At 66.6% G+C, this 22,776-nt stretch carries 16 protein-coding genes; 6 read left to right on the top strand and 10 right to left on the bottom strand.

Annotation, left to right across the window (positions count from 1 at the left end; translation table 11 throughout):
• Positions 1–43: 43 nt before the first annotated feature.
• The 3 genes from ASD76_RS15670 (at position 44) to ASD76_RS15660 (ending at position 4,507) form a co-directional block, all read left to right on the top strand.
• Positions 44–1,447 (top strand): sugar porter family MFS transporter, encoded by a 1,404-nt coding sequence (locus tag ASD76_RS15670; RefSeq protein WP_055925221.1) that lies wholly within the window; start codon positions 44–46, stop codon positions 1,445–1,447.
• A gap of 85 nt (positions 1,448–1,532) precedes the next feature.
• Positions 1,533–3,056 (top strand): tryptophan halogenase family protein, encoded by a 1,524-nt coding sequence (locus tag ASD76_RS15665; RefSeq protein WP_055925218.1) that lies wholly within the window; start codon positions 1,533–1,535, stop codon positions 3,054–3,056.
• Positions 3,053–4,507 (top strand): tryptophan 7-halogenase, encoded by a 1,455-nt coding sequence (locus tag ASD76_RS15660; protein ID WP_162249683.1) that lies wholly within the window; start codon positions 3,053–3,055, stop codon positions 4,505–4,507. The genes ASD76_RS15665 and ASD76_RS15660 overlap by 4 nt, the downstream gene beginning before the upstream one ends.
• A gap of 141 nt (positions 4,508–4,648) precedes the next feature.
• Here the strand turns inward: ASD76_RS15660 and ASD76_RS15655 are convergent, their stop codons facing one another.
• Positions 4,649–5,617, bottom strand: a complete 969-nt coding sequence (locus ASD76_RS15655) for a sugar kinase (protein ID WP_055925212.1) — start codon at positions 5,615–5,617, stop codon at positions 4,649–4,651.
• Between the two features lies 1 nt (position 5,618).
• Positions 5,619–6,827: a D-mannonate dehydratase ManD gene (manD, locus tag ASD76_RS15650; RefSeq protein ID WP_055925210.1), complete on the bottom strand. Its 1,209-nt coding sequence runs from the start codon at positions 6,825–6,827 to the stop codon at positions 5,619–5,621.
• A gap of 74 nt (positions 6,828–6,901) precedes the next feature.
• On the opposite strand from manD, the gene uxaC reads away from it, so the two are divergent.
• Both uxaC and ASD76_RS15640 read left to right on the top strand, forming a co-directional pair.
• Positions 6,902–8,302, top strand: a complete 1,401-nt coding sequence (gene uxaC / locus ASD76_RS15645) for a glucuronate isomerase (protein WP_055925929.1) — start codon at positions 6,902–6,904, stop codon at positions 8,300–8,302.
• A 23-nt stretch (positions 8,303–8,325) separates the two neighbouring features.
• Positions 8,326–9,693: a mannitol dehydrogenase family protein gene (locus tag ASD76_RS15640; RefSeq protein WP_055925207.1), complete on the top strand. Its 1,368-nt coding sequence runs from the start codon at positions 8,326–8,328 to the stop codon at positions 9,691–9,693.
• 80 nt (positions 9,694–9,773) lie between these two features.
• Here the strand turns inward: ASD76_RS15640 and cobA are convergent, their stop codons facing one another.
• The 5 genes from cobA to ASD76_RS15615 form a co-directional block, all read right to left on the bottom strand.
• Positions 9,774–10,586 (bottom strand): uroporphyrinogen-III C-methyltransferase, encoded by an 813-nt coding sequence (cobA, locus tag ASD76_RS15635; protein ID WP_055925204.1) that lies wholly within the window; start codon positions 10,584–10,586, stop codon positions 9,774–9,776.
• Positions 10,579–13,185, bottom strand: coding sequence for a nitrate reductase (locus ASD76_RS15630; protein WP_055925202.1), 2,607 nt, complete (start codon positions 13,183–13,185; stop codon positions 10,579–10,581). The genes cobA and ASD76_RS15630 overlap by 8 nt, the downstream gene beginning before the upstream one ends.
• Positions 13,186–13,190: 5 nt before the next feature.
• Positions 13,191–13,547: a nitrite reductase small subunit NirD gene (gene nirD, locus ASD76_RS15625; protein WP_055925199.1), complete on the bottom strand. Its 357-nt coding sequence runs from the start codon at positions 13,545–13,547 to the stop codon at positions 13,191–13,193.
• 1 nt (position 13,548) lies between these two features.
• The gene (gene nirB, locus ASD76_RS15620) at positions 13,549–16,038 is read right to left on the bottom strand and encodes a nitrite reductase large subunit NirB (protein WP_055925196.1); all 2,490 of its coding nucleotides are present in this window, start codon (positions 16,036–16,038) and stop codon (positions 13,549–13,551) included.
• Positions 16,039–16,386: 348 nt separating this feature from the next.
• Positions 16,387–17,595 (bottom strand): nitrate/nitrite transporter, encoded by a 1,209-nt coding sequence (locus ASD76_RS15615; RefSeq protein ID WP_055925195.1) that lies wholly within the window; start codon positions 17,593–17,595, stop codon positions 16,387–16,389.
• Positions 17,596–17,687: 92 nt separating this feature from the next.
• Between ASD76_RS15615 and ASD76_RS15610 the strand changes: the two genes are divergently transcribed.
• Positions 17,688–19,385 carry a bifunctional protein-serine/threonine kinase/phosphatase gene (locus ASD76_RS15610; protein ID WP_055925192.1) on the top strand — a complete coding sequence of 566 codons (1,698 nt, stop codon included), beginning with the start codon at positions 17,688–17,690 and terminating at the stop codon, positions 19,383–19,385.
• A gap of 5 nt (positions 19,386–19,390) precedes the next feature.
• On the opposite strand, the gene ASD76_RS15605 is transcribed toward ASD76_RS15610, so the two are convergent.
• The 3 genes from ASD76_RS15605 to ASD76_RS15595 form a co-directional block, all read right to left on the bottom strand.
• Positions 19,391–20,605, bottom strand: coding sequence for a hypothetical protein (locus tag ASD76_RS15605; protein ID WP_055925189.1), 1,215 nt, complete (start codon positions 20,603–20,605; stop codon positions 19,391–19,393).
• A gap of 310 nt (positions 20,606–20,915) precedes the next feature.
• The gene (locus ASD76_RS15600; RefSeq protein ID WP_055925186.1) at positions 20,916–22,130 is read right to left on the bottom strand and encodes an ABC transporter substrate-binding protein; all 1,215 of its coding nucleotides are present in this window, start codon (positions 22,128–22,130) and stop codon (positions 20,916–20,918) included.
• Complete coding sequence (locus ASD76_RS15595; protein ID WP_055925183.1) at positions 22,127–22,705, bottom strand: ANTAR domain-containing response regulator; 579 nt, start codon at positions 22,703–22,705, stop codon at positions 22,127–22,129. The genes ASD76_RS15600 and ASD76_RS15595 overlap by 4 nt, the downstream gene beginning before the upstream one ends.
• Between the last annotated feature and the right edge of the window lie 71 nt (positions 22,706–22,776).

Genomic DNA, 22,776 nt, shown 5'->3' with positions numbered 1-22,776 from the left:
ACAAGGCAAGCCGCGAATACAGCGGATGCTGAGGGGAGGAACGATGAACACGACAACGCGCAACAGCGTCAATGGGGCGCTTATCGGGGCGATCGTCGCAGTGGCGACGATTGGCGGCCTGCTGTTCGGTTACGACAGCGGCGCCGTGAACGGCACCCAGACCGGCCTCACGGCAGAATTCCATCTCACGTCCGCCGGGCTCGGCTTCACCGTCGGCTCGCTGCTGATCGGTTGCGCGGTCGGCGCGTTCTTTGCCGGGCGGCTGGCCGATGTCGTAGGCCGCCGGACGGTCATGATCTTCGCCGCGGGCCTGTTCGTGTTCGGCGCGCTGATCCAGGGCCTGACTGACATCCACACGCTGTTCGTCGCCGCGCGCTTCGCTGGCGGCATGGCGGTCGGCGCAGCGAGCGTGCTCTCGCCGCTCTACATCTCCGAAGTCGCCCCGGCCAACATCCGCGGGCGGCTGACAACGGTGCAGCAGGTGATGATCATCACCGGCCTGACCGCCGCGTTCGTGGTCAACTATTTCCTCGCCCAGGCGGCTGGCAGCTCGCTCGGCGAAGTCGCCGGACGCCCGGCCTGGCGCTGGATGTACCTGGCGCAGGCCGTCCCGGCCGTGGTGTTCCTGGTGGCGCTGTTCTTCATCCCGGAAAGCCCGCGCTACCTCGTCAGCCGCAAGCGCGTCGACGAAGCGCGCAAGGTGTTGACCAGCCTGTTCGGACCCGCGGAAGCGGACCGCAAGATTGGCGACATCCAGGCGAGCTTCTCGGCCGACCACCGCCCGAGCTTCCGCGACGTGGCGGCGCCGGGCACGGTGTTCCGCCCGATCGTCTGGGCTGGCATCATGCTGGCGACATTCCAGCAGTTCGTCGGCATCAACATCATCTTCTACTACGGCGAAACGCTGTGGAAGCTGGCGGGCGTGTCGGAAGAAGTCGCGCTCGAACGCAACATCATTTCCGGCGTCGTTTCGATCGCGGCGGTGTTCGCGGCACTGCTGGTGATCGATAAAGTCGGGCGCAAGCCGCTGCTGCTGATCGGCTCGGTCGGCATGGCGGTGACGTTGGGCGCGATGACCTGGGCCTTCAGCACTGCCGGGCAGGACGCTGCGGGCAACCTGCAACTCAGCGAGATGGCCGGGCTTACCGCGCTCGCCGCCGCCAACCTCTATGTAATTTTCTTCAACTTCAGCTGGGGCCCGGTGATGTGGGTCATGCTCGGCGAGATGTTCCCCAACCAGATGCGCGGTTCGGCGCTGGCGGTGGCGGGTCTCGCCCAGTGGGGTGCCAACTACCTCGTTGTGCAGAGCTTCCCGGCGATGGCCGATGGCCTGGGCCTCGCGGGGACTTACGCGCTCTACACCGTGGCGGCCGCCGTCAGCATCTTCCTGGTCCGGTCCTTCATCAACGAGACCAAGGGCAAGGAACTGGAGGAGATGGAGGGCTGATCCACCTGGGGGGGAACTTGGCTGGATCGCACTCCGGCCGGCGGTGGCGCAAGCTGCCGCCGGCCCTTACGTTCAAGGGTCCCCTATGAGCCCTGCTGAAAAGACCCCAGTCCGCGTGGTCGTCCTTGGCGGCGGCACCGCCGGATGGATGAGCGCAGCAGCGCTCGCTCGCCTGCTTGGCGACCTGGTCGAAGTCGAGCTGGTCGAGAGCGAGGACATCGGCATCGTCGGCGTAGGCGAAGCTACGCTGCCGCATATTCGCGGGTTCGTCGAACGGCTCGGGATCGACGAAGCGGCGTTCATGAAAGCGACCCACGCCACCTACAAGCTCGGCATCGACTTCCGCGATTTCGGCAAGATCGGCGAAAGCTACATCCACCCGTTCGGCAGCTTCGGCGAGGAAGTGGCCGGGGTGGGCTTCCACCACTACTGGCTCGAACTGCAGCGGCAGGGGATGGCCGACCCGCTCGGCTCCTACTCGCTGGCGGTCGAGGCCGCGCTCGCCAACAAGTTCGCGCCTCCGGCACAGGACACCAGCCTCGCCTCGTCATACGGCTATGCCTACCAGTTCGACGCCACGCTGTTCGGACCATTCATGCGCGAATTCGGCCTCGGCATCGGGGTCAAGCGCACCGAGGGCAAAGTGATCGAAGTGCGGCAGGACGCGGAGAGCGGGGACGTGACCACGCTCGTGCTCGAAGATGGGCGCGAGATCTCGGGCGACTTGTTCATCGACTGCTCGGGCTTCCGCTCGCTCATGCTTGGGCAGACGCTGGGCGAAGAGTGGGAGGACTGGACCCCCTGGCTCCCGTGCGACCGCGCAGCGGCCATGCCGTGCGACCACGTGACCGAGGAGATCGAGCCCTACACCCGGGCCATCGCACGCCCCGCCGGATGGCAATGGCGCATCCCGCTGCAGCACCGCATCGGCAACGGCTATGTCTTCTCGAGCGCGTTCATCTCCGAGGACGAGGCCTGCGAATTCCTGCTCGCGAATGTCGAAGGCACGCCGCGCGCCGAGCCGCGCCTGCTGCGCTTCAAGGCCGGCCGCCGGCGCCATTCGTGGAACCGCAACGTCATCGCGGTCGGGCTCGCCAGCGGGTTCCTCGAACCGCTCGAATCCACCTCGATCTATCTCGCGCAGATGGCGATCACTTACCTGATCGAGCTGTTCCCGCTCGGCGGCAAAGCCGATGCCCGCGACCGCGCCGAGTTCAACCGGCTGGTGGACATGGAATACGATCGCGTGCGCGACTTCCTGATCCTCCACTACCACGCCACCACGCGCGACGATTCCGAGTTCTGGAACCACGTCCGCACGATGAAGGTGCCCGACACGCTGGCGAGCAAGATGGAACTGTGGCGCGAAACCGCCCGGGTGGAGAAATACTCCGACGGCTTGTTCTACGATGCCAGCTGGATTGCGGTCTATCTCGGCCAAGGCGTGGTGCCTGACCGCTACGATCCGCGCGTCGGCATTCCCGATCCGGCGCGCGTCGCTCGGGCGATGGGTTCGCTCCAGGGAGCGATCCGCAGCGAGGTCGCGGCGATGCCTGGCCACCGCGAATACCTGACGGCCGCACGCGAACGCCTGGCGGAGCCGCTGTGAACGGCCCGCGCGAATTGCCTCGGCGCGTGGTCGTCGCGGGGGATGGCCAGCTTGGCGCCCTGACCGCCGTGGCTCTGCGCAAAGCTCTTCCGAGTACCGAGGTGCTGGTCATCGGCACGCCGCCCGATCCGGCGGCCCTGGCCGACCGTGCGCCCACCGCTCTGCCGTTCACCAACCGGCTGCATGACCGGCTGGGGATCGAGGAAGACAGGCTGGTGCGCGAAGCCGGGGCCAGCCACCGTCTCGTCGTCCGCTATCTCGGCTGGGGCGGAGCGGGGCACGAAGGGCTCGCGCCTTACGGTGCGGCGATCGACCCCAAGCTCAAGACCGGCTTCGCCCGCGCCTGGGGCGGGGGGCCGCGCAACGCTTCGACCGAAGCGCCACCGGGCTCGCTGGCCGAAGTGCTGGCGGCCGAGGGCCGGTTCCAGCCGCCTTCGGGCGAGGCGAACTCGCCGCTAGCCGATCTCGACTATGCGCTGCGCTGGAACGTGCCGGCCTATCGCGACCTGCTGGTACGCGAGGCCCAGCGCCTGGGCGTGCAGTACGTAAAGGGTGCGATCGGTGCGGTACGGCCCGATGGGAATGGCGGGATCGCAGCGGTCGCGATCGAGAACGTGGGAACGTTCGAGGCCGACTTGTTCGTCGACTGCACGGGACCTGCCGCTTCGCTGCTGTCGCAATTGCCGGACGCGGTGCGCGAAGACTGGAGTGCGTCGCTTCCGATCAGAGCTCTGCTTTTCGGCAAGCCGGGTGCGGCACGGCTCGATCTTGAGGACCGCATATCGATTTCATCGGTCGGCTGGCTGTCGGAACTTTCCGGCCGTGACGGACATCAGGCGATGCTGGCGATGACCAAAGAAACCACGCAGGACGCGGCCTTTGCCGCGCTTCCCGCCGAGCCGGGAAATGCCGTCCCGCTCGACCCCGGCTGTGCCACGGCGCCGTGGCTCGGCAATGTCGTCGCGCTGGGCGATGCAGCCGCGCACTTCGAACCGCTGGCCTGGCTCAACCTCGACCTAGCGCATCGCCAGCTGGCCCTGTTGCTGGAACTGCTGCCCGGACAGGTGCCCGATCCACGCGAGCGTGACGAGTTCAATCGCCGCGCGGGGCTGATGGCTGCGCGAGCGCGTGACATACTCGGCGCGCACTATGCCGCACCTGGGGCGGTCCAACTTGGCTCGCTGGCCCGTTCGAGTGAACTGAACCTCGAACTTGATCAATATCGCCGGCGCGGCCGGTTGCCGTTTTTCGAGGAAGCGCCGCTGATGGTGCAGGAAACCTCGGCCTTGTTCCATGCACTTGGGCATCCCTCGGGAGAGGGCGTGCTAGCCCAGGCAGCCGACCCGCGCGAAGGCGATGCAGCGCGTGCGGCCTTCGCGGCAAAGGCGCAGGCGGCGCTGGCGGCAGTACCGCCTTATGGGGCATGGATGAAGCAGGCGCTGCAGAGCTAGATCCTCCCCGAGCTTGCTCGGGGAGGGGGACCGTTCCGCGAAGCGGAATGGTGGAGGGGCACTCGCGTTCTTCCGCTTACCCCTCCGTCACACGCCTCCAGCGCGTGCCACCTCCCCGAGACGAGCTCGGGGAGGATCTAGTCAACGCCCGCCTGAACTCCCCTCGCCCGCCAGCTCAGCTACCATCGAAGCGTAAGGCGCCGAGTGATCGCGCTCTGGAATCGCGCCACGCCGCATCACCGTCCAACCCGCCAGGCGCTGACCATGCTCGGCCGCCACCGCGGGCTCGAACCCATGCAGCCGCGCCGAGAGATAGCCCGCATCGAACGCGTCACCGGCTCCGCTGGTATCGAGCGGATGCAACTGCAGCTCAGGCTCCTTGATCGAACCGTCTGGCAACATCACGCCCGCGGAGCCCAGCTTCAGGACCGGCTCCCTACACCCGCATTCGCGCCAGTGTTCGAGTATCGCCGCCGCATCGCCGGGCATGCCGTTGCGCTTCTCGTCATCCAGCGAGGGGAGACCGAAATCTGCCACGCTCGCTGCGCGATTTCGCCACACGCTGGCCGCTTCCTGGCTCTCCCACAGGCGCGGACGATAGTTACCGTCGAACGCCACCTTGCCCCCGCGTTCGCGCACTTCTCGAGCGAGGCCAAGCACCGCCTCGCGACCCTCTTCGGGCAGGATCGCGAGCGAAATGAGCGAGAAGAAAAACAGGTCCGCCGTCGACGCCGCGACCACCGCCCGGTCTATCCCCGGCGCGTTGAACATGCTCCGGGCCGCGCTCTGGCCGCGCCAGTAGTGAAAGCTGCGCTCCCCCTGTTCGTCGGTGTCGATGCAATAGAGGCCGGTCGTCAGCTCGGGCACGCCGAGGACGAGCGAGACATCCAGCCCCTCCCGCCCCCAGGCCGCGCGCATGAAGCCCGCAAAGGGATCTCCGCCAAGTGCAGTGACATAGCTGACCTCGAGCCCCAGCCGCGTCAGGTGCAGCGCAACGTTGAGCGTATCGCCGCCATAGTAGATGTTCCACCGCCCCTGGTGCGGCGTCAGTTCGACCATCGCCTCCCCGAGACAGACGACGCGAAATCCGTTTTCCACCCCCCCGGTCATGTCACCAGTTCCACAAGGTGCCGTCTTCCAGCCGGGCGACCGGAAGACAGGCGGGATCGTAGGGGTATTTGGCGGCCAGCGTCTCGTCGATCTCGACCCCGTGGCCCGGCGTTTCGCCGCAATGGAGGAAGCCGTCCTCGAAGCGGTAGTCGTGCGGGAAGACCGCGTCGGTCTCGTCAGTGTGGCGCATGTATTCCTGGATGCCGAAGTTGGGCACCCAGGTGTCGAAGTGCAGCGCCGCGCCCATGCACACCGGGGAGTTGTCCGTCGCACCATGGCTGCCGGTGCGGACCTGGTAGAGCGAGGCGAGGTCGGCGATGCGCCGCAGATGCGTGATCCCGCCAGCGTGGACCACGGTGCAGCGGATGTAGTCGATCAGCTGCTCTTCGATCAGCTGCTTGCAGTCCCAGATCGTGTTGAACACCTCTCCCACCGCGAGCGGCGTGGTGGTGTGGCGGCGGATGTGGCGGAACGCTTCCTGGTTTTCCGCCGGGGTCGCATCTTCCATCCAGAACAGGCGGTACGGCTCCAACGCCTTGCCCAGCTGCGCCGCCTCGTTGGGGGTCAGCCGGTGGTGGACGTCGTGCAGCAGTTCGCGCTCGTTGCCGTAAGTGTCGCGCAGCTTCTCGAACAGCTTGGGCGCGAAGTTGAGGTACTTGGGCGTATCCCACACGGTGTTGGTCGGCAGGCGCGCATCGGCGGGTTCGTAGTGCATGTCGCCCCGGCCGACGCCATAGGCCTTGTCGATCCCGGGAATGCCGCTCTGTGCGCGGATCGCCTTGTAGCCCATGTCGATATACTTGCCGACGGCGTCGACGGTCTCTTCAAGGTCGCGCCCATTGGCGTGGCCGTAGACCAGCACCCGGTCGCGGCTGCGCCCGCCGAGCAGCTGGTAGAGCGGCATGCCGGCCATCTTGGCCTTGATGTCCCACAGCGCCGTATCGACCGCCGCGATCGCGCTCATCGTCACCGGCCCGCGCCGCCAGTAAGCGCCGCGATAGAGGTACTGCCAGATGTCCTCGATGCGCTGCGGGTCCATCCCGATCAGGCAGGGGACCACGTGGTCGGCCAAGTAGGAGGCGACCGAAAGCTCGCGCCCATTGAGCGTCGCATCGCCGATTCCGGTAACACCTTGATCTGTTTCGATCTTCAGAGTCACGAAGTTGCGGCCAGGGCACGTAACGATAACCCTTGCCGATGTGATCTTCATCTCGGAATCTCCTCTCCCGTTAGCGCTAACATTGCGATAAGGAAGCAAAAAATACAAGCTGGAGGAGAGTGAACCTGCCCCGTAAGCTCGAATTGCACCCAGATCGCCTGTTGCCGGCCGAGCCCGGCGTGAGGGCGCTGGCGCGTGAACTTTACGCTGAAGTCGCCGGCCTGCCGATCATCAGCCCGCATGGTCATACCGACCCATCGTGGTTTGCCGGCAACGAAGCGTTCGGCAACGCCAGCGAGCTGTTGCTGGTGCCCGACCACTACCTGTTCCGCATGCTCTATTCGCAAGGCGTGCGGCTGGAGGACCTGGGCATTGGCGGCCATGCGGCGGACCCACGCGCGGCCTGGCGCATCCTGGCCGAACGCTACCACCTGTTCCGCGGCACGCCTTCGCGCACCTGGCTCGACTGGGTCTTTGCCGAAGTGTTCGGGCTGGAAGTGCAGTTCGAGGGCGAGACGGCGGACCTCTACTTCGACACGATCACCGATGCGCTGCAGACCGACGCCTTCCGCCCGCGCGCGCTGTTCGAGCGGTTCGGCATCGAAGTCATCGCCACCACCGAAAGCCCGCTCGACACGCTCGAACACCACCAGGCGATCCGCGAGAGCGGCTGGGGCGGGCGCGTCATCACGGCTTATCGCCCCGACCCGGTGATCGATCCCGACTTCGAAGGCTTCCAGGCGAACCTCGACCGCCTGTCGCTACTGACCGGAGAAGACTGCCGCAACTGGACCGGTTACCTCGCGGCTCACCGCAAGCGGCGGGCCTTCTTCGCACAGATGGGCGCGACCGGCACCGACCACGGTCACCCTTCCGCCCAGACTGCGAACCTCTCCCCCGCCGAGGCCGAGCGCCTGTTCCGCCGTGTCTCGACAGGTGGCCATGCTCCGGCGGAGGCCGAGCTATTCCGCGCGCAGATGCTGACCGAGATGGCGGCGATGAGCCTCGACGATGGCTTGGTGATGCAGATCCACCCTGGCAGCTTCCGCAACCACAACCGCCAGCTGTTCGAGAAGTTCGGGCGAGACAAGGGCGCCGACATCCCCATGCGCACCGACTACGTCCACGCGCTCAAGCCCTTGCTCGACCGCTTCGGCAACGAGCGCGACTTTACGCTGATCGTGTTCACCCTCGACGAGAGCAGCTACGCCCGCGAACTGGCGCCGTTGGCCGGGCATTACCCTTGTCTCAGGCTCGGCCCGGCATGGTGGTTCCACGACAGCCCCGAAGGCATGCGCCGCTTCCGCCGCATGACCACCGAGACCGCCGGGTTCCACAACACCGTCGGCTTCAACGACGATACGCGCGCGTTCCTCTCGATCCCGGCCCGGCACGACGTCGCCCGGCGGATCGACTGCGGTTTCCTGGCGGAGCTGGTGGCCGAGCATCGCATTGAAGACTGGGAAGCGGCCGAACTGGCGCGGGCGCTGACATACGATCTCGCGAAAGGAGCGTACAAGCTGTGAGCGAGACCGCAACGGAGGGGAGAATGAGGCTTTCGGCTACAAGTCTCGACCACGTCCCACCCGGCATCGCGCGCTATTCTTACGAGCGCGCGGCGCAGGAGATCGGCATAGTCCACTTCGGCCTCGGCGCGTTCCACCGCGCGCACCAGGCCTGGTATACCGACTTGTGCATGGACGCCGGCGAGCGCGGCTGGGCGATCTCGGGCGTTTCGCTCCGCTCGCCCACTGTCGCCGAGCAGCTCAATCCGCAGGACGGCCTCTACACCCTGACCGAACGTAGCGGCGATGACAGCGAGACGCGCGTGATCGGAGCGGTGCGCGAGGTGCTGGTCGCGGCGCAAGAGCCGGAGAAGGTCATCGCCCGCCTCGGCTCGCAGTCCGTGAGCATCGTCAGCTTCACCGTGACCGAGAAAGGCTACGCCCGCCGGCCCGGCGGATCGCTCGACTTGGCGGCGGCTGAGGCGAGCTTCTACCCCTTGCTGACCCAAGGGTTGCGGCTCCGGCGTGAGCACGACCTTCCCGGCCTGACGTTGGTGTCATGCGACAACCTCCCGGCCAATGGCCGCGAACTGGAACGACTGTTCGGCGAATGGCTCGCCGAACGGGCCCCGGACCTCGCCGCCTGGGTCGCTGCGGAGTGCGCCTTCCCCAGCACCATGGTCGACCGGATCGTCCCGGCCACGACCCCCGCCGACATCGACTGGCTCGAAGGTCAGCTCGGCGTGCGCGACGAGGGCGCGATCTTCACCGAGCGCTTCAGCCAGTGGGTGATCGAAGACCGCTTCGCCGGTCCCCGACCCCGCTGGGAACGACACGGCGCCCAACTCGTCCGCGACGTGGAGCCTTACGAAACCGCCAAGCTTCGCATGCTCAACGGCGCGCATTCGGCGCTCGCCTATTGCGGCCTCGAGCTCGGTTATGAATTCGTCCACGAGGCCATCGCCGATCCCATGCTGCGCGGGCTGGTGGAACGCTTGATGCGGCAGGAAGCGGCAACCAGTTTGTCACCGGCTCCAGGGCAGGACCTGGAAGCCTATGCCGACGCGCTAATCGCCCGCTTTGCCGACCCGGCGCTCAACCATCGCCTGATCCAGATCGCGATGGATGGCAGCCAGAAGATCCCGCAGCGTTGGCTCGAAACGCTCGCCTATCACCAGCGGCGCGGGGCGCCTTGTCCAGCGTTGATCGAAGCCCTCGCCGCCTGGCTCAAGCATGTCCGGGGGGACCGCAGGCCGGTAGATGACCCCATGGCCACCCAGCTGGTCACGCTATGGGCGAATACCGGTTCAAGCGGGATCGCGGCGGCCTTGTTCGGACCCCAGGGCCTGTTCGCGCAGACCTGGCAGGGCGACGAAGCCACGCTCGCTCGCCTGACTCGACGGCTCGGGTAGGCGACCAGCAAAAGCCCCCCTCCCGTTCGTGGTGAGCTTGTCGAACCACGCAGGCGCCGCTCTAGCGCCCTTCGACAGGCTCAGGACGAACGGAGTGGAGTTGCCTGATCCCGTTCGCTGGGTGCCGCCACATCCGCGCTGGGGATGGGCTTCTCTTGGCCTAAAGCAAGCGCGCGGCCCACGAGGATCAGCGCCGGTCCATCACCAAGCGCTGTCCGGGCCGCGAGCGGAAGCAGGTCCAGGCGGGTGGTGAAGTGGCGTTCCTCCTCAAGGCTGGCGTTCTCGACCAACGCGACCGGCGTGTCGGGCGCGAGCCCGGCTTCGATCAACTGCTTCGAGACGACCGGCGCCGCAGCCTTGCCCATGTAGATCGCCAGCGTCGCCTGGGGATCGGCGAGCGCCTGCCAATCGAGATCGAGTTCCTCGCCCGCCCGCGCGTGCGCGGTGACGAAAGTCAGGCGCCGGGCGAGGCCGCGCAGGGTCAGCGAGAGACCCAGGCCTGCCGCTGCCGCGCTCGCCGCGGTGACGCCGGGACAGATCCGCACCGCCACCCCGGCAGCGCGGCAAGCCTCAAGCTCCTCGGTCGAGCGGCCGAAGATCGACGGATCGCCGCCCTTGAGCCGCACCACCCGCTCACCAGCCAAAGCCGCTTCGACGATCAGCATGTCGATGGTCTTCTGATCCTTCGAGTGCCGGCCAGATCGCTTGCCGACCGAAACCAGCCTGGTCCCGCGTGGCACGAGGTCCAGCACGCCAGGGCCGACGAGTGCGTCGTAGAAGATCACGCTCGCGCTCCGCATCAGCCGTTCGGCCTTGCGCGTCAGCAGCTCTGGGTCGCCCGGCCCCGCGCCGACCAGCCACACCATTCCGGGCTCAAAGTCAGGATCACGCATGGGCTGCTTCCTTGGTTTCGCCGATCAGGCGCTGGATCGCCGGCTTGCACGAGCCGCAGTTGGTCCCTGCAGACAGCGCTTTGCCGACAGCCTCGACGCTGATCAGGCCCTGGCTTCCGATGGCCTCGACGATGGTCTTCATGCCGACGTCGAAGCACACGCAGACGATCGGCCCGCGATCGGCTTGCGGCGTTGCCGGGCGGCCAGCGAGCAACTCGACCGAGCTCGCCGTCTCGGCGGCGGCAAGCTGGGCGATCAGCCATTCGCGATCGGGCAGGCGGCCTGCACTGCTGACGAATAGCGCGGCGCTCAGGCGACCATTGCCGTCGAGCACCGCCGCCCGCCATCCGCCGCGTGCACGGTCGAGGCTCTCGATCCGCTGGCCACCCGCGAGCAGATTGCCGAGCGTAACATCGGGCTCGCCGTTTCCGGCCAGTTCGACCAGCCAACCTTGCCCGACTTTGACCTTGGTGAAGTAGTCCGCGCCGATCGGTTCGGGCACCTCGCGCGCGATCAGGAAGCCGCGCCATTCGACCGCCAGCTTCTCGAGCCGCGCCGGAGTGGACTTGAAGCCCGGCTGCCCTGAGTGCGGATCGACCAGCGGACGCGGCAGCAAGCCGGTTCGTCCACCGCTCGACTGGCGGTCGGTCCAATGGATCGGAGTGAAGATCTCGCCACGGCGCTGGCCTTCGCTGATGACCGCGCGGAACACGCTTTCGCCCTGCGGAGTGGCCACGCGGACAAGGTCACCGTCGCCAATTCCCTGCTGCTCCGCGTCGAGGAAGTGGATCTCGACTTGCGGCTCGCGCCGGTGCTGCGACAGCCTGGGTGAGAGTCCGGTGCGGGTCATCGTGTGCCACTGGTCGCGATAGCGGCCGGTGTTGAGCGTGAGCGGCCACTTGGCCAAAGCCGGGTCGAGCTCGCGCTGCTCGACTGCGATCAGCCGCGCCTTACCGTCCGGGGTGGAGAAGCGGCCTTCCGCAAACGGAGCGCCACCCCAACGGGTCGGCTCCATGGCATCGTATTCGCGATTGGTGATAGCGCCATGGAAGCCAATGTCGAACTTGCGCTTGCCCTCGTTGCGATAGGCGGAAAGGCGGGCGTGCTCGCGATAGATATCCGCGGCGTTTTCGTATGCGAAGGCATCGCGCCAGCCCATCGCGCGGGCGACCTGGGTGACGATCCACCAATCGGGCTTGGCCTCCCCAGGCGCCGGCATCAGTGCGCGCTGGCGGCTGATCAGGCGCTCGCTGTTGGTGACCGTGCCGTCCTTCTCGCCCCAGCCCACGGCGGGGAGCTTCACATCGGCGAAGCGCGAGGTGTCGGTATCGCCGATGCAATCGGACACGACGACGAACGGACACAGGGCCAGCGCCTCGCGCACTTGCGCGGCATCGGGCAGCGAGACCGCCGGGTTGGTCGCCATGACCCATAGCGCCTTGACCCGCCCCTCGCGGATCGAGCGGAACAGGTCGACCGCCTTGAGGCCGGGCTTCTCGGCCATGCGCGGGGCGGCCCAGAAGCGCTTAACTTCTGCGACGTTTTCGGGTGCAAAGTCGCGGTGCGCCGCCAGGGTGGAGGCGAGCCCGCCGACCTCGCGCCCTCCCATCGCGTTGGGCTGGCCAGTGATCGAGAATGGCGCCGCGCCCGGCTTGCCGATGCGTCCGGTGGCGAGGTGGACGTTGACGATGGCGTTGACCTGGTCGGTGCCGCGGATCGACTGGTTGATGCCCTGGCTGAACAGCGTGACCGTGCGCGGGTTGGCCGCGAACAGCTCGAAGAAGCGCTTGAGATCGAGCGGGGCGAGGTCGCAAGTGCGAGCGGTGGACCATAAGTCGGACCCTTCGCCGAGCGCACTCCAGAAATCGTCGGGGGTCGCGACGTGTTGGGCCAGGAAGGCTTCGTCCAGCACGCCCGCGTCGCGGCAATAGGCGAGCAGCCCGTTCATCAGCGCGACGTCAGTGCCGGGACGAAGCTGGAGGTGGAGGTCGGCTTCCTCGCAAGTCTCGGTCCGGCGCGGGTCGATGACCACGACCTTGGTGCCGCGCAGGAGGCGGGCGGCCATGATCCGCTGGTAAACCACCGGGTGGCACCAGGCGGTGTTCGAGCCGACGAGCACCACGAGGTCGGCTTTGTCGAGATCTTCGTAAGTGGCAGGGACCACGTCCTCGCCGAAAGCGCGGGTGTACCCGGCGACGGCGCTCGACATGCACAGGCGCGAATTGGTGTCGATGTTGGCCGAGCCGATGAAGCCTTTCATCAGCTTGTTCGCGACGTAGTAGTCCTCGGTCAGCAGCTGGCCGGAAACGTAGAAGGCGACGCTGTCCGGGCCGTGACGCTCGATGGTCTCGGCAAAGGTGCGGGCGACTTGGCGGATCGCCTTGTCCCAGCTTGCACGCTTGCCCTTGATCTCCGGGTAGAGCAGCCGCCCTTCGAGGCCGACCGTTTCGCCAAGGTGCGTGCCCTTGGAGCAGAGCTTGCCGCGATTGGCAGGGTGCTCGGCGTCTCCGGCGATGGTGACCTCACGCTCGCCGGTGACCGTGGCCTTGATTCCGCAGCCGACACCGCAATAGGCGCAGGTGGTGCGAATGGGCTGCATGATCGTCAGGCTGCCTTCCTCTGGGCCGGCGTCGGCGGCACCACCGCTTCTCGCAGCAAGTAGATCCGCCCAGCATCGACCTTGACCGGGATCGTCGGCACGCAACCTTCGTCATCCCCCAGCGCCTCGCCGCTCCGCAGCGAGATGCGCCAGTTGTGCAGCGGGCAGGTCACGCTGTCGCCGTGGACGATGCCCTGGCTCAGCGGACCCTGTTTGTGCGGGCACTTGTTGACCAGCGCGTAGAACTCGCCGCGCATCGTGTGGAACACCGCGATCTCCTCGCCGCCGATCACCGGCAGGGTCGCCGCCATGCCCGGTTCGATCTGGGTGACCGGGCCGATATCGAGCCATTTGGCCTGCATGTTACGCATACTCCGTGAGGGCCGGACGGATCGTGGCAAGGTGCTGGTGGAGATCACTGCGATCGCCACTGGCGCGCTTGGCCCAGGGATCGTTCTGCATGAACTTCTGCGATTGGCGGAACCGCGCGGCGAGGCGGCGGACCGTGTCGGGATCGTCGAACATCTGCGCCTTGATCCACTCGAGGCCCTTGCGCTCGAGCCACGGGGCGGTGCGCTCGAGGTAGTGCGCATCCTCGCGGTAGAGCTGGATGAAGGCGGCGCAGTGTTCCATCACCTCTTCCTCGGTGCCGACCTTGCACAGCAGGTCGGTGGCGCGGACCTTGATCCCGCCATTGCCGCCGATGTGCAGCTCGTAGCCGCTATCGACGCAGACCACGCCGAAGTCCTTGATCGTCGCCTCGGCGCAGTTCCTCGGGCAGCCGCTGACCGCGATCTTGAACTTGTGCGGCATCCAGCTGCCCCAGGTCATCTGCTCGATCTTGACCCCGAGACCGGTCGAATCCTGGGTGCCGAAGCGGCACCACTCGCTGCCGACGCAAGTCTTCACCGTGCGCAGCGACTTGCCGTAGGCGTGGCCCGAGACCATCCCGGCGGCGTTGAGGTCGGCCCAGACCGCGGGAAGGTCCTCCTTCTTGATCCCGAAGATGTCGAGCCGCTGGCCGCCGGTGACCTTGACCATCGGTGCGTCATACTTCTCGACCACATCGGCGATCGCCCGCAACTCGCGCGGATTGGTGAGGCCGCCCCACATGCGCGGCACCACCGAGTAGGTGCCGTCCTTCTGGATGTTGGCGTGGAGGCGCTCGTTGACGAAGCGGCTCTTTTGGTCGTCCTCGTACTCGCCGGGCCAGGCGCACAGCAGGTAGTAGTTGAGCGCCGGGCGGCACGAGGCGCAGCCGTCGGGCGTGGTCCAATGCAATTCCTGCATGACCTGCGGCATCGCCCGCAGCTCTTTCTCCACGATCAGGCGCCGCGCGTCGTCGTGAGTGAAGCTGGTGCACTTGCACAGCGTCTTGGCGCCCGCCTGGACCTCGTCACCGAGGGTCAGCGCCAGCAGGCTTTCGACGAGGCCGGTGCACGAACCGCAGCTGGCCGAGGCCTTGCACTGCGAGCGGACCGCATCGAGGCTGCAGGCCCCGGCGCGGATGGTATCGACGACCTTGCCCTTGGATACGCCGTTGCAGCCGCAGATTTCTGCGTCGTCCGAGAGGGCGGCAACGGCGGCGTTAGGGTCCGCGTTGGCGCCCCCGCCGAGTGCGAAGGCCTGGCCGAAGATCAGACCGTCGCGGATCTCGGAGATGTCCTCCGCCTTCTTGAGCAGGTCGAAGTACCAGTTCCCGTCGGCGGTATCGCCGTAGAGCACCGCGCCGACGATCTTGTCGTCCTTGAGCACCACCCGCTTGTAGACCCCGCGTGCGGCGTCGCGCATGACGATGTCCTCGGCCCCGTCTCCGCCGGAGAAATCACCGGCCGAAAACACGTCGATTCCGGAAACCTTAAGTTTGGTTGAGGTTACCGATCCCTGGTACCCGCTGGGCGTGCCGGTGAGGTGATCGGCGAGCGAACGGCACATCTCCCATAGCGGCGCGACGAGGCCGTAACACAGCCCCCGGTGTTGCACGCATTCGCCGACCGCAAGCACGTTAGCGTCGGACGTAACCATGTGATCGTCGACCATAACCCCGCGTTCGCAGTCGAGCCCGGCGGTCTTGGCGAGCATGGTCGAGGGGCGGATGCCGACCGCCATGACCACGATGTCGGCTGGGATCTCTTGCCCGTCCTTCAGCCGCACTCCGGCGACGTGGCCGTCCTTTTCGATGATCTCCTGCGTGTCGGCACCGGTCAGGATCGTCTGGCCGCGGCGTTCGAGTTCGGTCTTGAGCAGCCACCCGGCGGCTTCATCGAGCTGGCGCTCCATCAGCGTCGGCATGAGGTGGATCACGGTGACCTTCATGCCGCGGAGCGAAAGGCCATGCGCTGCCTCGAGCCCGAGCAGACCGCCGCCGATCACCACGGCGTTGCCGCCCTGCCCTGCCGCGGCGAGCATCTTATCGACGTCATCGAGGTCTCGGAAAGTCACCACGCCGGGAAGGTCGCGGCCTGCTACGGGAATGATGAACGGATCCGAGCCGGTCGCGATCAGCAGTTTGTCGTAAGGCTCCGCCCGGCCTGAGCGGCTGACCACGGTCTGGCGCTCGCGGTCGATGTGATCGACAGGGTCGCCGCCGACCAGCTCGATGCCGTTCTCGGCGTACCATTCGGCGGTGTTGAGGACGATCTCATCGAAGGTCTTCTCGCCCGCCAGCACCGGCGAGAGCATGATGCGGTTGTAGTTCACTCGCGGCTCGGCGCCGAAGATGGTGATGTCGAACCGCTCTGGGTCCCGCGCCAGGATCTCCTCGACCGCGCGGCAGCCGGCCATGCCGTTGCCTATGACGACCAGTTTCTCCCTCAAGGCGCTGGCCTTGTCGAAGCTCGTGGGTGCGTTCACTCGTCAGACCCCTTCGGACCGATCGCGCACACAAAAAAGCCGCCAAGTCGTGCCCTTTCGGGGAGACTGGCGGCGCCATTGCCACGCGATGTTGATTTAGGACGGTTCGGCCTGGGTTCGTCCGTCAGTGGACGAGGCCGGTTCCGCTTGAGCCATGCTTACCTGATTCGCGCGATTCCGGGCAAGCGATTTTTGCACTGCAGCATAAAATCCTCTCCGAGCTTGTCTCGGGGAGGTGGCGCGCTCCGCAGGAGCGTGACGGAGGGGTAGGCGGAAGTGTGCCACACCCCTCCACCATTCGCTGCGCGAACGGTCCCCCTCCCCGAGCAAGCTCGGGGAGGATTTGGATCAGATGCGAGCGCCCTGCAACGCGGCACCCCAAGTCGTCCGCCAGCGGCCCTTGACCGCGGTAAGCCCGGCCAGCGCCACCAGCGCGAGGCCGGCGAAGATCAGGAACCCGGCCGAGGAGCTGCCGGTCAGCTTCTGGGCAAACCCAAGCGAGGAGGCGAGGTAGAACCCGCCGACCCCGCCGGCGAACCCGACCAGGCCGGTCATCACGCCGATCTCGTTACGGAACCGCTGCGGCACTAGCTGGAAAACCGCACCATTGCCGATCCCGAGCGTACCCATGACCACCACGAACAGCGCAAGGGCCAGCGGCAGCGTGGCGGGATTGGTGCTGATCACCGTAAGCACGATCGCCGCAACGATGTAGACCACCGTGAGCGTCTTGATCCCGCCGAACCGGTCAGCCATCGCCCCACCGAACGGACGGACGAGCGAGCCGGTGAACACGCAGGCGGCGGTGCAGTAACCTGCGATCACCGGCGACAGGCCGAAGTTGTCGGTGAACCAGATCGACAACGAGTTCGACAGGCCGACGAAACCACCGAAAGTCACGCCGTAGAACAGCATGAACCACCAGGCGTCCTTGTCCTTGAGCACTTCGCCATAGGCTGCGAGCGGCTTCGGCGCGGGCTGGTCGGGGCTGTCCTTGGCTATCACGAGGTAGACCACGAAGATTGCCACCAGCGGGATCACCGCCAGGCCGAGAACCGCGTTCCAGCCGAACAGCTTGGCCAGGCCCGGAGCGAACAGCGCCGCGAGGACCGTACCCGAGTTGCCCATCCCGGCGAGGCCCATGGCCTTGCCCTGGTGCTCGGGCGGGTACCACCGGCTCGCCAGCGGCAGCGCGACGGCAAAGCTCGCTCCGGCAAAGCCGAGGAGCACGCCAAGCACGAGCGTTCCGGCGAAGCTGTCGATGCCGAACCACCAGCCGATCAGCAGGCCGACGATCACGATCAGCTGGTTGATCGTGCCGGTCTTCTTGGGACCGATGCTGTCGACCAGCAGGCCGTTGACGATCCGGAGCACGGCCCCGGCCAGCGTCGGCACTGCGACCATCAAGCCCTTTTGCGCGGGATCGAGCCCAAGCTCGCCCGAGATGATCGGGGCCAGCGGTCCGAGCATGACCCAGACCATGAAAGACACGTCGAAATAGAGAAAGGCCGCGAGCAGGGTCGGCCGATGACCCGACTGCCAGAAGCTCTTGTTCATGATGCACTCCTTACCGGGCTTGACGCAAAGTAACAGGGACTGGTTTCCTCACGTGCGGGCGCATGGCGCGTCACGCGAGGGGTTGAGAACTGATGCGGTTTGCGGGCGAACTGGTGTTGGCGGCGGGCTTCGCGACCGCGACGGGCCCGCGTGACGACAACCAGGATTTCGGCGGCATCCACCTCGGCACCGCGCTCGAACGCGTGCGCCATGGCGTGATCGCTGCAGTGGCCGATGGGGTGAGCGGCGGGGCGCAAGGCCGCCAGGCCGCGGAACTCGCGGTGCGCGCGCTGATCGAGGGGTTTTACGCGGTGCCCGACACGGTTGGCCCGGCGCGCGGAATGCAGATCCCGCTCGCGGCCTACAACCGCTGGCTGCACACCCAGGCGCGCGGCGAGACCATGGCCAACAGCGGGACGACGCTGACCGCTATCGCCCTGCGCGGCAGGCGCGCTCACCTCGTCCACGCCGGTGATAGCCGCGCCTGGCGCTATTCCGGCGGGCGACTGTCCTGCCTCACGACCGACCACGTCAGGCCCGAGCCGGACTTGCGCCACGTGCTGATCCGCGCCGTGGGCATGGAGCCCGAGTTGCGGCTCGACCACATGACCCTGGAACTGGCCGAGCGCGACCGGCTCTTGCTCACGACCGACGGCGTCCACGGCACCCTTTCGGCTGCGCGTATCGCCGCTCTGCTCGCCCGCGAAACATCTGCCGAAGCCACGGCCGACGAGATCGTCGAAGCCGCGCTGGCCGCTGGTACGAAAGACAACGCGACCGCGCTGGTGATCGACATTGTCCGCCTGCCTGAACCCGACCACGACGGGATTCTCGCGGGGCTTTCGAGCCTGCCTGCCATCGAGCCCCTGGCTCCCGGCACCAGCATCGACGGCTTCCGCGTCGAGCGCGTGCTGAGCGAAGGGCGTTACGCCATCCTGCTGGCAGCGGTGGACACCGAGGACGGCAGCAAGGTCGTGCTCAAGTTCCCGCGCCCCAATGCCCTGAGCTCGCGCTCCGCTCGCCTGGCCTTCGCCCGCGAACTGCTTCTGGCTCAGCGCGTATCGAGCCCGTTCGTGATCGCCGCGCACCCGATCCGCCCGGACCGGCAGACCGCGCTCTATTGCGTCCAGCCGCTGCTCCAGGGCGAAACCATGGCGAAGCGGATGGAAGGCCGTGGCCTGCCCCCGCTGCAAGAGGCGCTCGAACAGGCGATCAACCTGACCCGCGCCGTCGCCGCGCTGCATCGGCTCGAAGTGGTCCACCGCGACATCAAGCCCGACAACGTCATGCTGACCGCCAAGGGCGGGCTCAAGCTGATCGACCTCGGCGTCGCCCGCCTGCCGCGGGTCGAGGATTTCCACGGCGACGAGATCCCCGGCACTCCCGGCTTCATGGCGCCCGAACAGTTCGACGGGAACGCCGGCGATGCCCTGACCGACCAGTTCGCACTTGGCGTGACGCTTTACCGCTGGCTCACCGGCGAGTGGCCCTTCGGCGAGCAGGAAGCCTTCCAGCGCCCCCGCTTCGGACGGCCCGCACCGCCCTCGCGCCATCGGCCGGAGATCCCGAGTTGGCTCGATGACGCGATCCTCACCGCGATCCAGCCCGATCCTAGCGCGCGTTTCAACGACGTGGTCGAGCTGCTGCAGTCGCTCGAAGGAGGCGGCCCGCAACTCAAGCTCGCCGCCTTGCGCGGACGCCCGCTGATCGAGCGCGATCCGGTGCGGTTCTGGCAGATCGTCAGCGCGCTGCTGGCAATTGCGCTGGTCGCTTCGCTGGTGCTGGGCTGAGCGCATCAGAACGCCGCCTCGGCCTGGAGCCAGACCTTCTCGGTGTCGACGGCGAACTGGTCCGCTTGGTAGTTGGCGTACTTGGCCAGCAATGCGACCGGGCCGAGCTTGAAGCCGACCGAAGCATCCCACTCCGAACCGTAGTCGAGCCCGCCGAAATCGCTGTCGAACTGGTGGTAGGTCAGGTCCGCCTTGAGACCCGGCAGGAACGAGACACCGAACGCCGCGCCGACCGTGGCGTAGTAGTCGCGTAGGCCGTTGGCAGGGGTCGTCAGGAACAAGTCAGCCCAGCCGTTGAAGGCATGCAAAGTCGCGAGCGGGGTCTGCACCGCGGCCACACCATGGTCGCTGCCGAGTTCCTCGTAGCCGGCGGTCAGGGTGAAGTGTGAAACGCTCAGCCCGGCCTGGGCGTTGATGTAGTCGGCTCTGTAGCTGACCGGGTTGGCGCCGTAGTCGGACTGCGAGGCATAGCTCAGTTGCCCGCTGAGCTTACCGACCGCCGGGATGTCGAACCCTGCCGTCGCCAGGAAGCCGTAGGTCTGGCTCGAGAAGGCCAGGCGCGTGTCGTAGTCGAGCAGGTAGGCGAAGGCCTTGATGTCGACCACGGGCAGGTCGAGCCCGCCGCCCAGGAACACGAAGTCGCCGTTGTAGTGCGAGTTCGGGCTGTCCTTGCCGAACACGGTGCGTTGCGAAACCGAGTAGGTCGCATCGAGCGAGACTTTGCCCAACTTGGCCACACCGCGAACCGCATCGTAAGTCTGCTCGTTCTGCCGCCAGCCGACATTGCCGACGAAGCGCGCGTTATCGAGAATGATGCGCTGGCGGCCGAGCGTCACCCCGGTGCCGTCCTTGAGATAGGACACCTGGAAGCGGTTGAGTTCGAGGTTCTCCGGATCGGCGACGATCGGAAACGGCTCGACACCGTTGCTGGCGATCGTGTCGTTGTAGTTGTCGACCAGGGCGAGCGTGCCTTCTCCCTCGGCCAGGATCGAAACTCCTGAAGTTTTGAGCTCAATCCCGGCGCGGGCGCGGAATGTCAGCGCGTCGGCACTGGCGGGCAGGTTGGCCTGATCGACCGTCTCGTAGCGCAGCCTCGCGGCGAAGATGGGATCGAGCAGGACCCCGTTCCCGAGATCGATCGGATCGCCTGCCGCTGCCGCCGCAGGGACAGCCCAGGCCAAGCCGGAAACAACTGTGAGCAGGAATACCGTCGAACGCATGCGCACACCTCCCTTTGCGAAATCGCATGAGAAGCGAGCGCCATTGCCCGCGATGAACCGCGCCCAGGCGCGGCGAGACTAGCTTCACGAACGACCCCCATGCCGCTCGCGCCTCTCCTGCGGGCAAATACGAAAAAGCCGCCTCGACTAGACCCGGTTGAAGGGGTCGGATCGGGCGGCGACGTTGCCACGCGTGTTGAATTTGGACCCGGAAGAATAAGCCCACCCGCCATCGGATGGACCTTCCGGACGCACGATGATTATCCGAATCGCTGCAGGTGCGAAAGAGAAATTTTGCAGCGCAGCGAAATTAGCCGTTCCTGAGCGAATCCAGGTAGCGTTCGAGGTCGTCGGGATCGAAAGTCCGCCCGTCGAAGAAGGTGTCCTTCGAGAGGACCATCGCGCCTTGCTGGGCGGTCACCGCGGTGAGCTTGCCGACCCCGCCTTCGACCTTCGAACTGGCGCCGGGCAGGAGGTCGCCGGTTTCGAGCAGCGCGCTACGATAGACGTCGGGCCGGAACACCCGAGCGGCCGCCTCTGCGTCCTCTGCCGAGTAGGGAATGTGGTCCCAGCGAACCAGTTGGGAGTAGAGCCACTGAGCCTGGCTGACCCACGGGAAGTTCGCCGCCTCGCGGTGCTGGAACATGAAGTCGTCGTACCGCACCGGCTCCGCACCCTGCACCAGCACGAGCCGGTCGGAGATCGCTCCAAGGATCAGCTTGGGATCGGATCCCAGGTACTCTGGCCGCGAGAGAATCTCCGCATTGGTCTCCCAGTTGGCCTGGTCGACGAAATGGGCGCCTGCCTTGCGCATGGCCCGGATCAGCGCCTCGACCGCCGGACGGCGCGCTTCGAGCACCGGGGCTCGGAACGCGAGCACCTTTTCGACCCCGCGTCGCCAGATCTGCGCCGTAGCCAGCACGATCACGCCGACGCCGCGCTGGACCGCCGCGCTGTTCCACGGCTCGCCCACGCAGGCCCCGTCGACCTCGCCGGTCTCCAGCGCATCGGCCACGAACGGCGGCGCCACGGTGACGATCTCGACGTCCTCGTCCGGACGAATGCCCGATGCCGCAAGCCAGTAGCGCAGCATGTAGTTGTGGCTCGAATAGCGATGCACCACGCCAAAGCGCAGGCGCTTGCCGGCAGCCACCCTCGCCCGCGCCTCTTCGGCCAGCGCCGCGCCAAGCCGAACCGGATCGGACAGCTTGCCGGGCTCAGCGACCTTGGCCGCAAGTTCCGGACTGAACGTGATCGCATTTCCGTTGAGCCCGAGCACGAACGGCGTCGCAAGCGGCTGTGCCGGTCGCCCACGCCCAAGCGTCGTTGCAATCGCCAGCGGCGCGATCAGGTGCGCCGCGTCGCTGTGGCCATAGAGCAGCCGGTCGAGCACGGTCGCCCAGCTCACGTCGCGCTGGAAGCTCAGCGCCACACCTTGTTCCTCGGCGAAGCCATGCTCGTGCGCCAGGATCGGCAGGCAGGCATCGACCAGGGGCAGGAAGCCGATTGTAAGGTGCTCGGTCATTCGCCCCCCATCAGTTCGTGGGCGGTGACGACCGCCTCGGCAATGTCGACGATCCGGCGGCTCGAACTCATCGCCTTGCGGCGCAGCTCGGCATAGGCCTCCGGCTCGGTCACGCCCTTGCTTTGCATCAGGATCCGCTTGGCCTTGTCGACCGTCTCGCGCTCGGCCAGCTTGCCCTTGGCCTCGGCCAGGTCCGACTGCAGCCGCGCAAAGGCGTTGAAGCGCCGCACCGCGAGGTCGAGCACCGAACGAATGCGGTTCGAGGCGAGGCCGTCGACCACGTAGACCGAAACCCCAGCGTCGATCGAAGCGCCGATCGCCTCCTCGTCCGATTCGTCGACAAACATCGCGATCGGGCGGGCGACCACCCGGCTGACGGTGAAATATTCCTCCAGCACGTCGCGCGAAGGATTGCCGAGGTCGATCAGCACGACGTCGGGCGCGATCTCCTCGATGCGCGCCAGCAACCCGCGCCGTTCGGTCAGCACGAACAGCTCGATGTCGGGAAGCTGCGCGAGACCCTCCTCGATAATCGAGGCGCGGCTGGCGCTTTCGTCGACGATTGCAATCCTCATCCCGGCCCTATTGCAGTGCACAACAGGCCAATGACAAGTCCGGTGCTGGTCAAAGTCAAAAAGACAGGGCA

It is taken from the genome of Altererythrobacter sp. Root672 (assembly GCF_001427865.1).
In the GTDB taxonomy this organism is placed as follows: Bacteria; Pseudomonadota; Alphaproteobacteria; order Sphingomonadales; family Sphingomonadaceae; genus Croceibacterium_A.
Note: the sequence above shows the minus strand (reverse complement) of the source record. Positions and strands in the feature narration are given on the sequence as shown.

Bases quoted from the DNA above. Each gene is read 5' to 3' on its own strand.
- ASD76_RS15610 (WP_055925192.1), top strand. From the start codon at position 17,688: ATGCGGTTTGCGGGCGAACTGGTGTTGGCGGCGGGCTTCGCGACCGCG.
- manD (WP_055925210.1), bottom strand. From the start codon at position 6,827: ATGAAGATCACATCGGCAAGGGTTATCGTTACGTGCCCTGGCCGCAAC.
- ASD76_RS15665 (WP_055925218.1), top strand. From the start codon at position 1,533: ATGAGCCCTGCTGAAAAGACCCCAGTCCGCGTGGTCGTCCTTGGCGGC.
- nirD (WP_055925199.1), bottom strand. From the start codon at position 13,547: ATGCAGGCCAAATGGCTCGATATCGGCCCGGTCACCCAGATCGAACCG.
- ASD76_RS15615 (WP_055925195.1), bottom strand. From the start codon at position 17,595: ATGAACAAGAGCTTCTGGCAGTCGGGTCATCGGCCGACCCTGCTCGCG.
- ASD76_RS15670 (WP_055925221.1), top strand. From the start codon at position 44: ATGAACACGACAACGCGCAACAGCGTCAATGGGGCGCTTATCGGGGCG.
- ASD76_RS15600 (WP_055925186.1), bottom strand. From the start codon at position 22,130: ATGACCGAGCACCTTACAATCGGCTTCCTGCCCCTGGTCGATGCCTGC.
- ASD76_RS15655 (WP_055925212.1), bottom strand. From the start codon at position 5,617: ATGACCGGGGGGGTGGAAAACGGATTTCGCGTCGTCTGTCTCGGGGAG.
- ASD76_RS15595 (WP_055925183.1), bottom strand. From the start codon at position 22,705: ATGAGGATTGCAATCGTCGACGAAAGCGCCAGCCGCGCCTCGATTATC.
- cobA (WP_055925204.1), bottom strand. From the start codon at position 10,586: ATGCGTGATCCTGACTTTGAGCCCGGAATGGTGTGGCTGGTCGGCGCG.
- ASD76_RS15605 (WP_055925189.1), bottom strand. From the start codon at position 20,605: ATGCGTTCGACGGTATTCCTGCTCACAGTTGTTTCCGGCTTGGCCTGG.
- ASD76_RS15630 (WP_055925202.1), bottom strand. From the start codon at position 13,185: ATGCAGCCCATTCGCACCACCTGCGCCTATTGCGGTGTCGGCTGCGGA.
- ASD76_RS15640 (WP_055925207.1), top strand. From the start codon at position 8,326: ATGAGGCTTTCGGCTACAAGTCTCGACCACGTCCCACCCGGCATCGCG.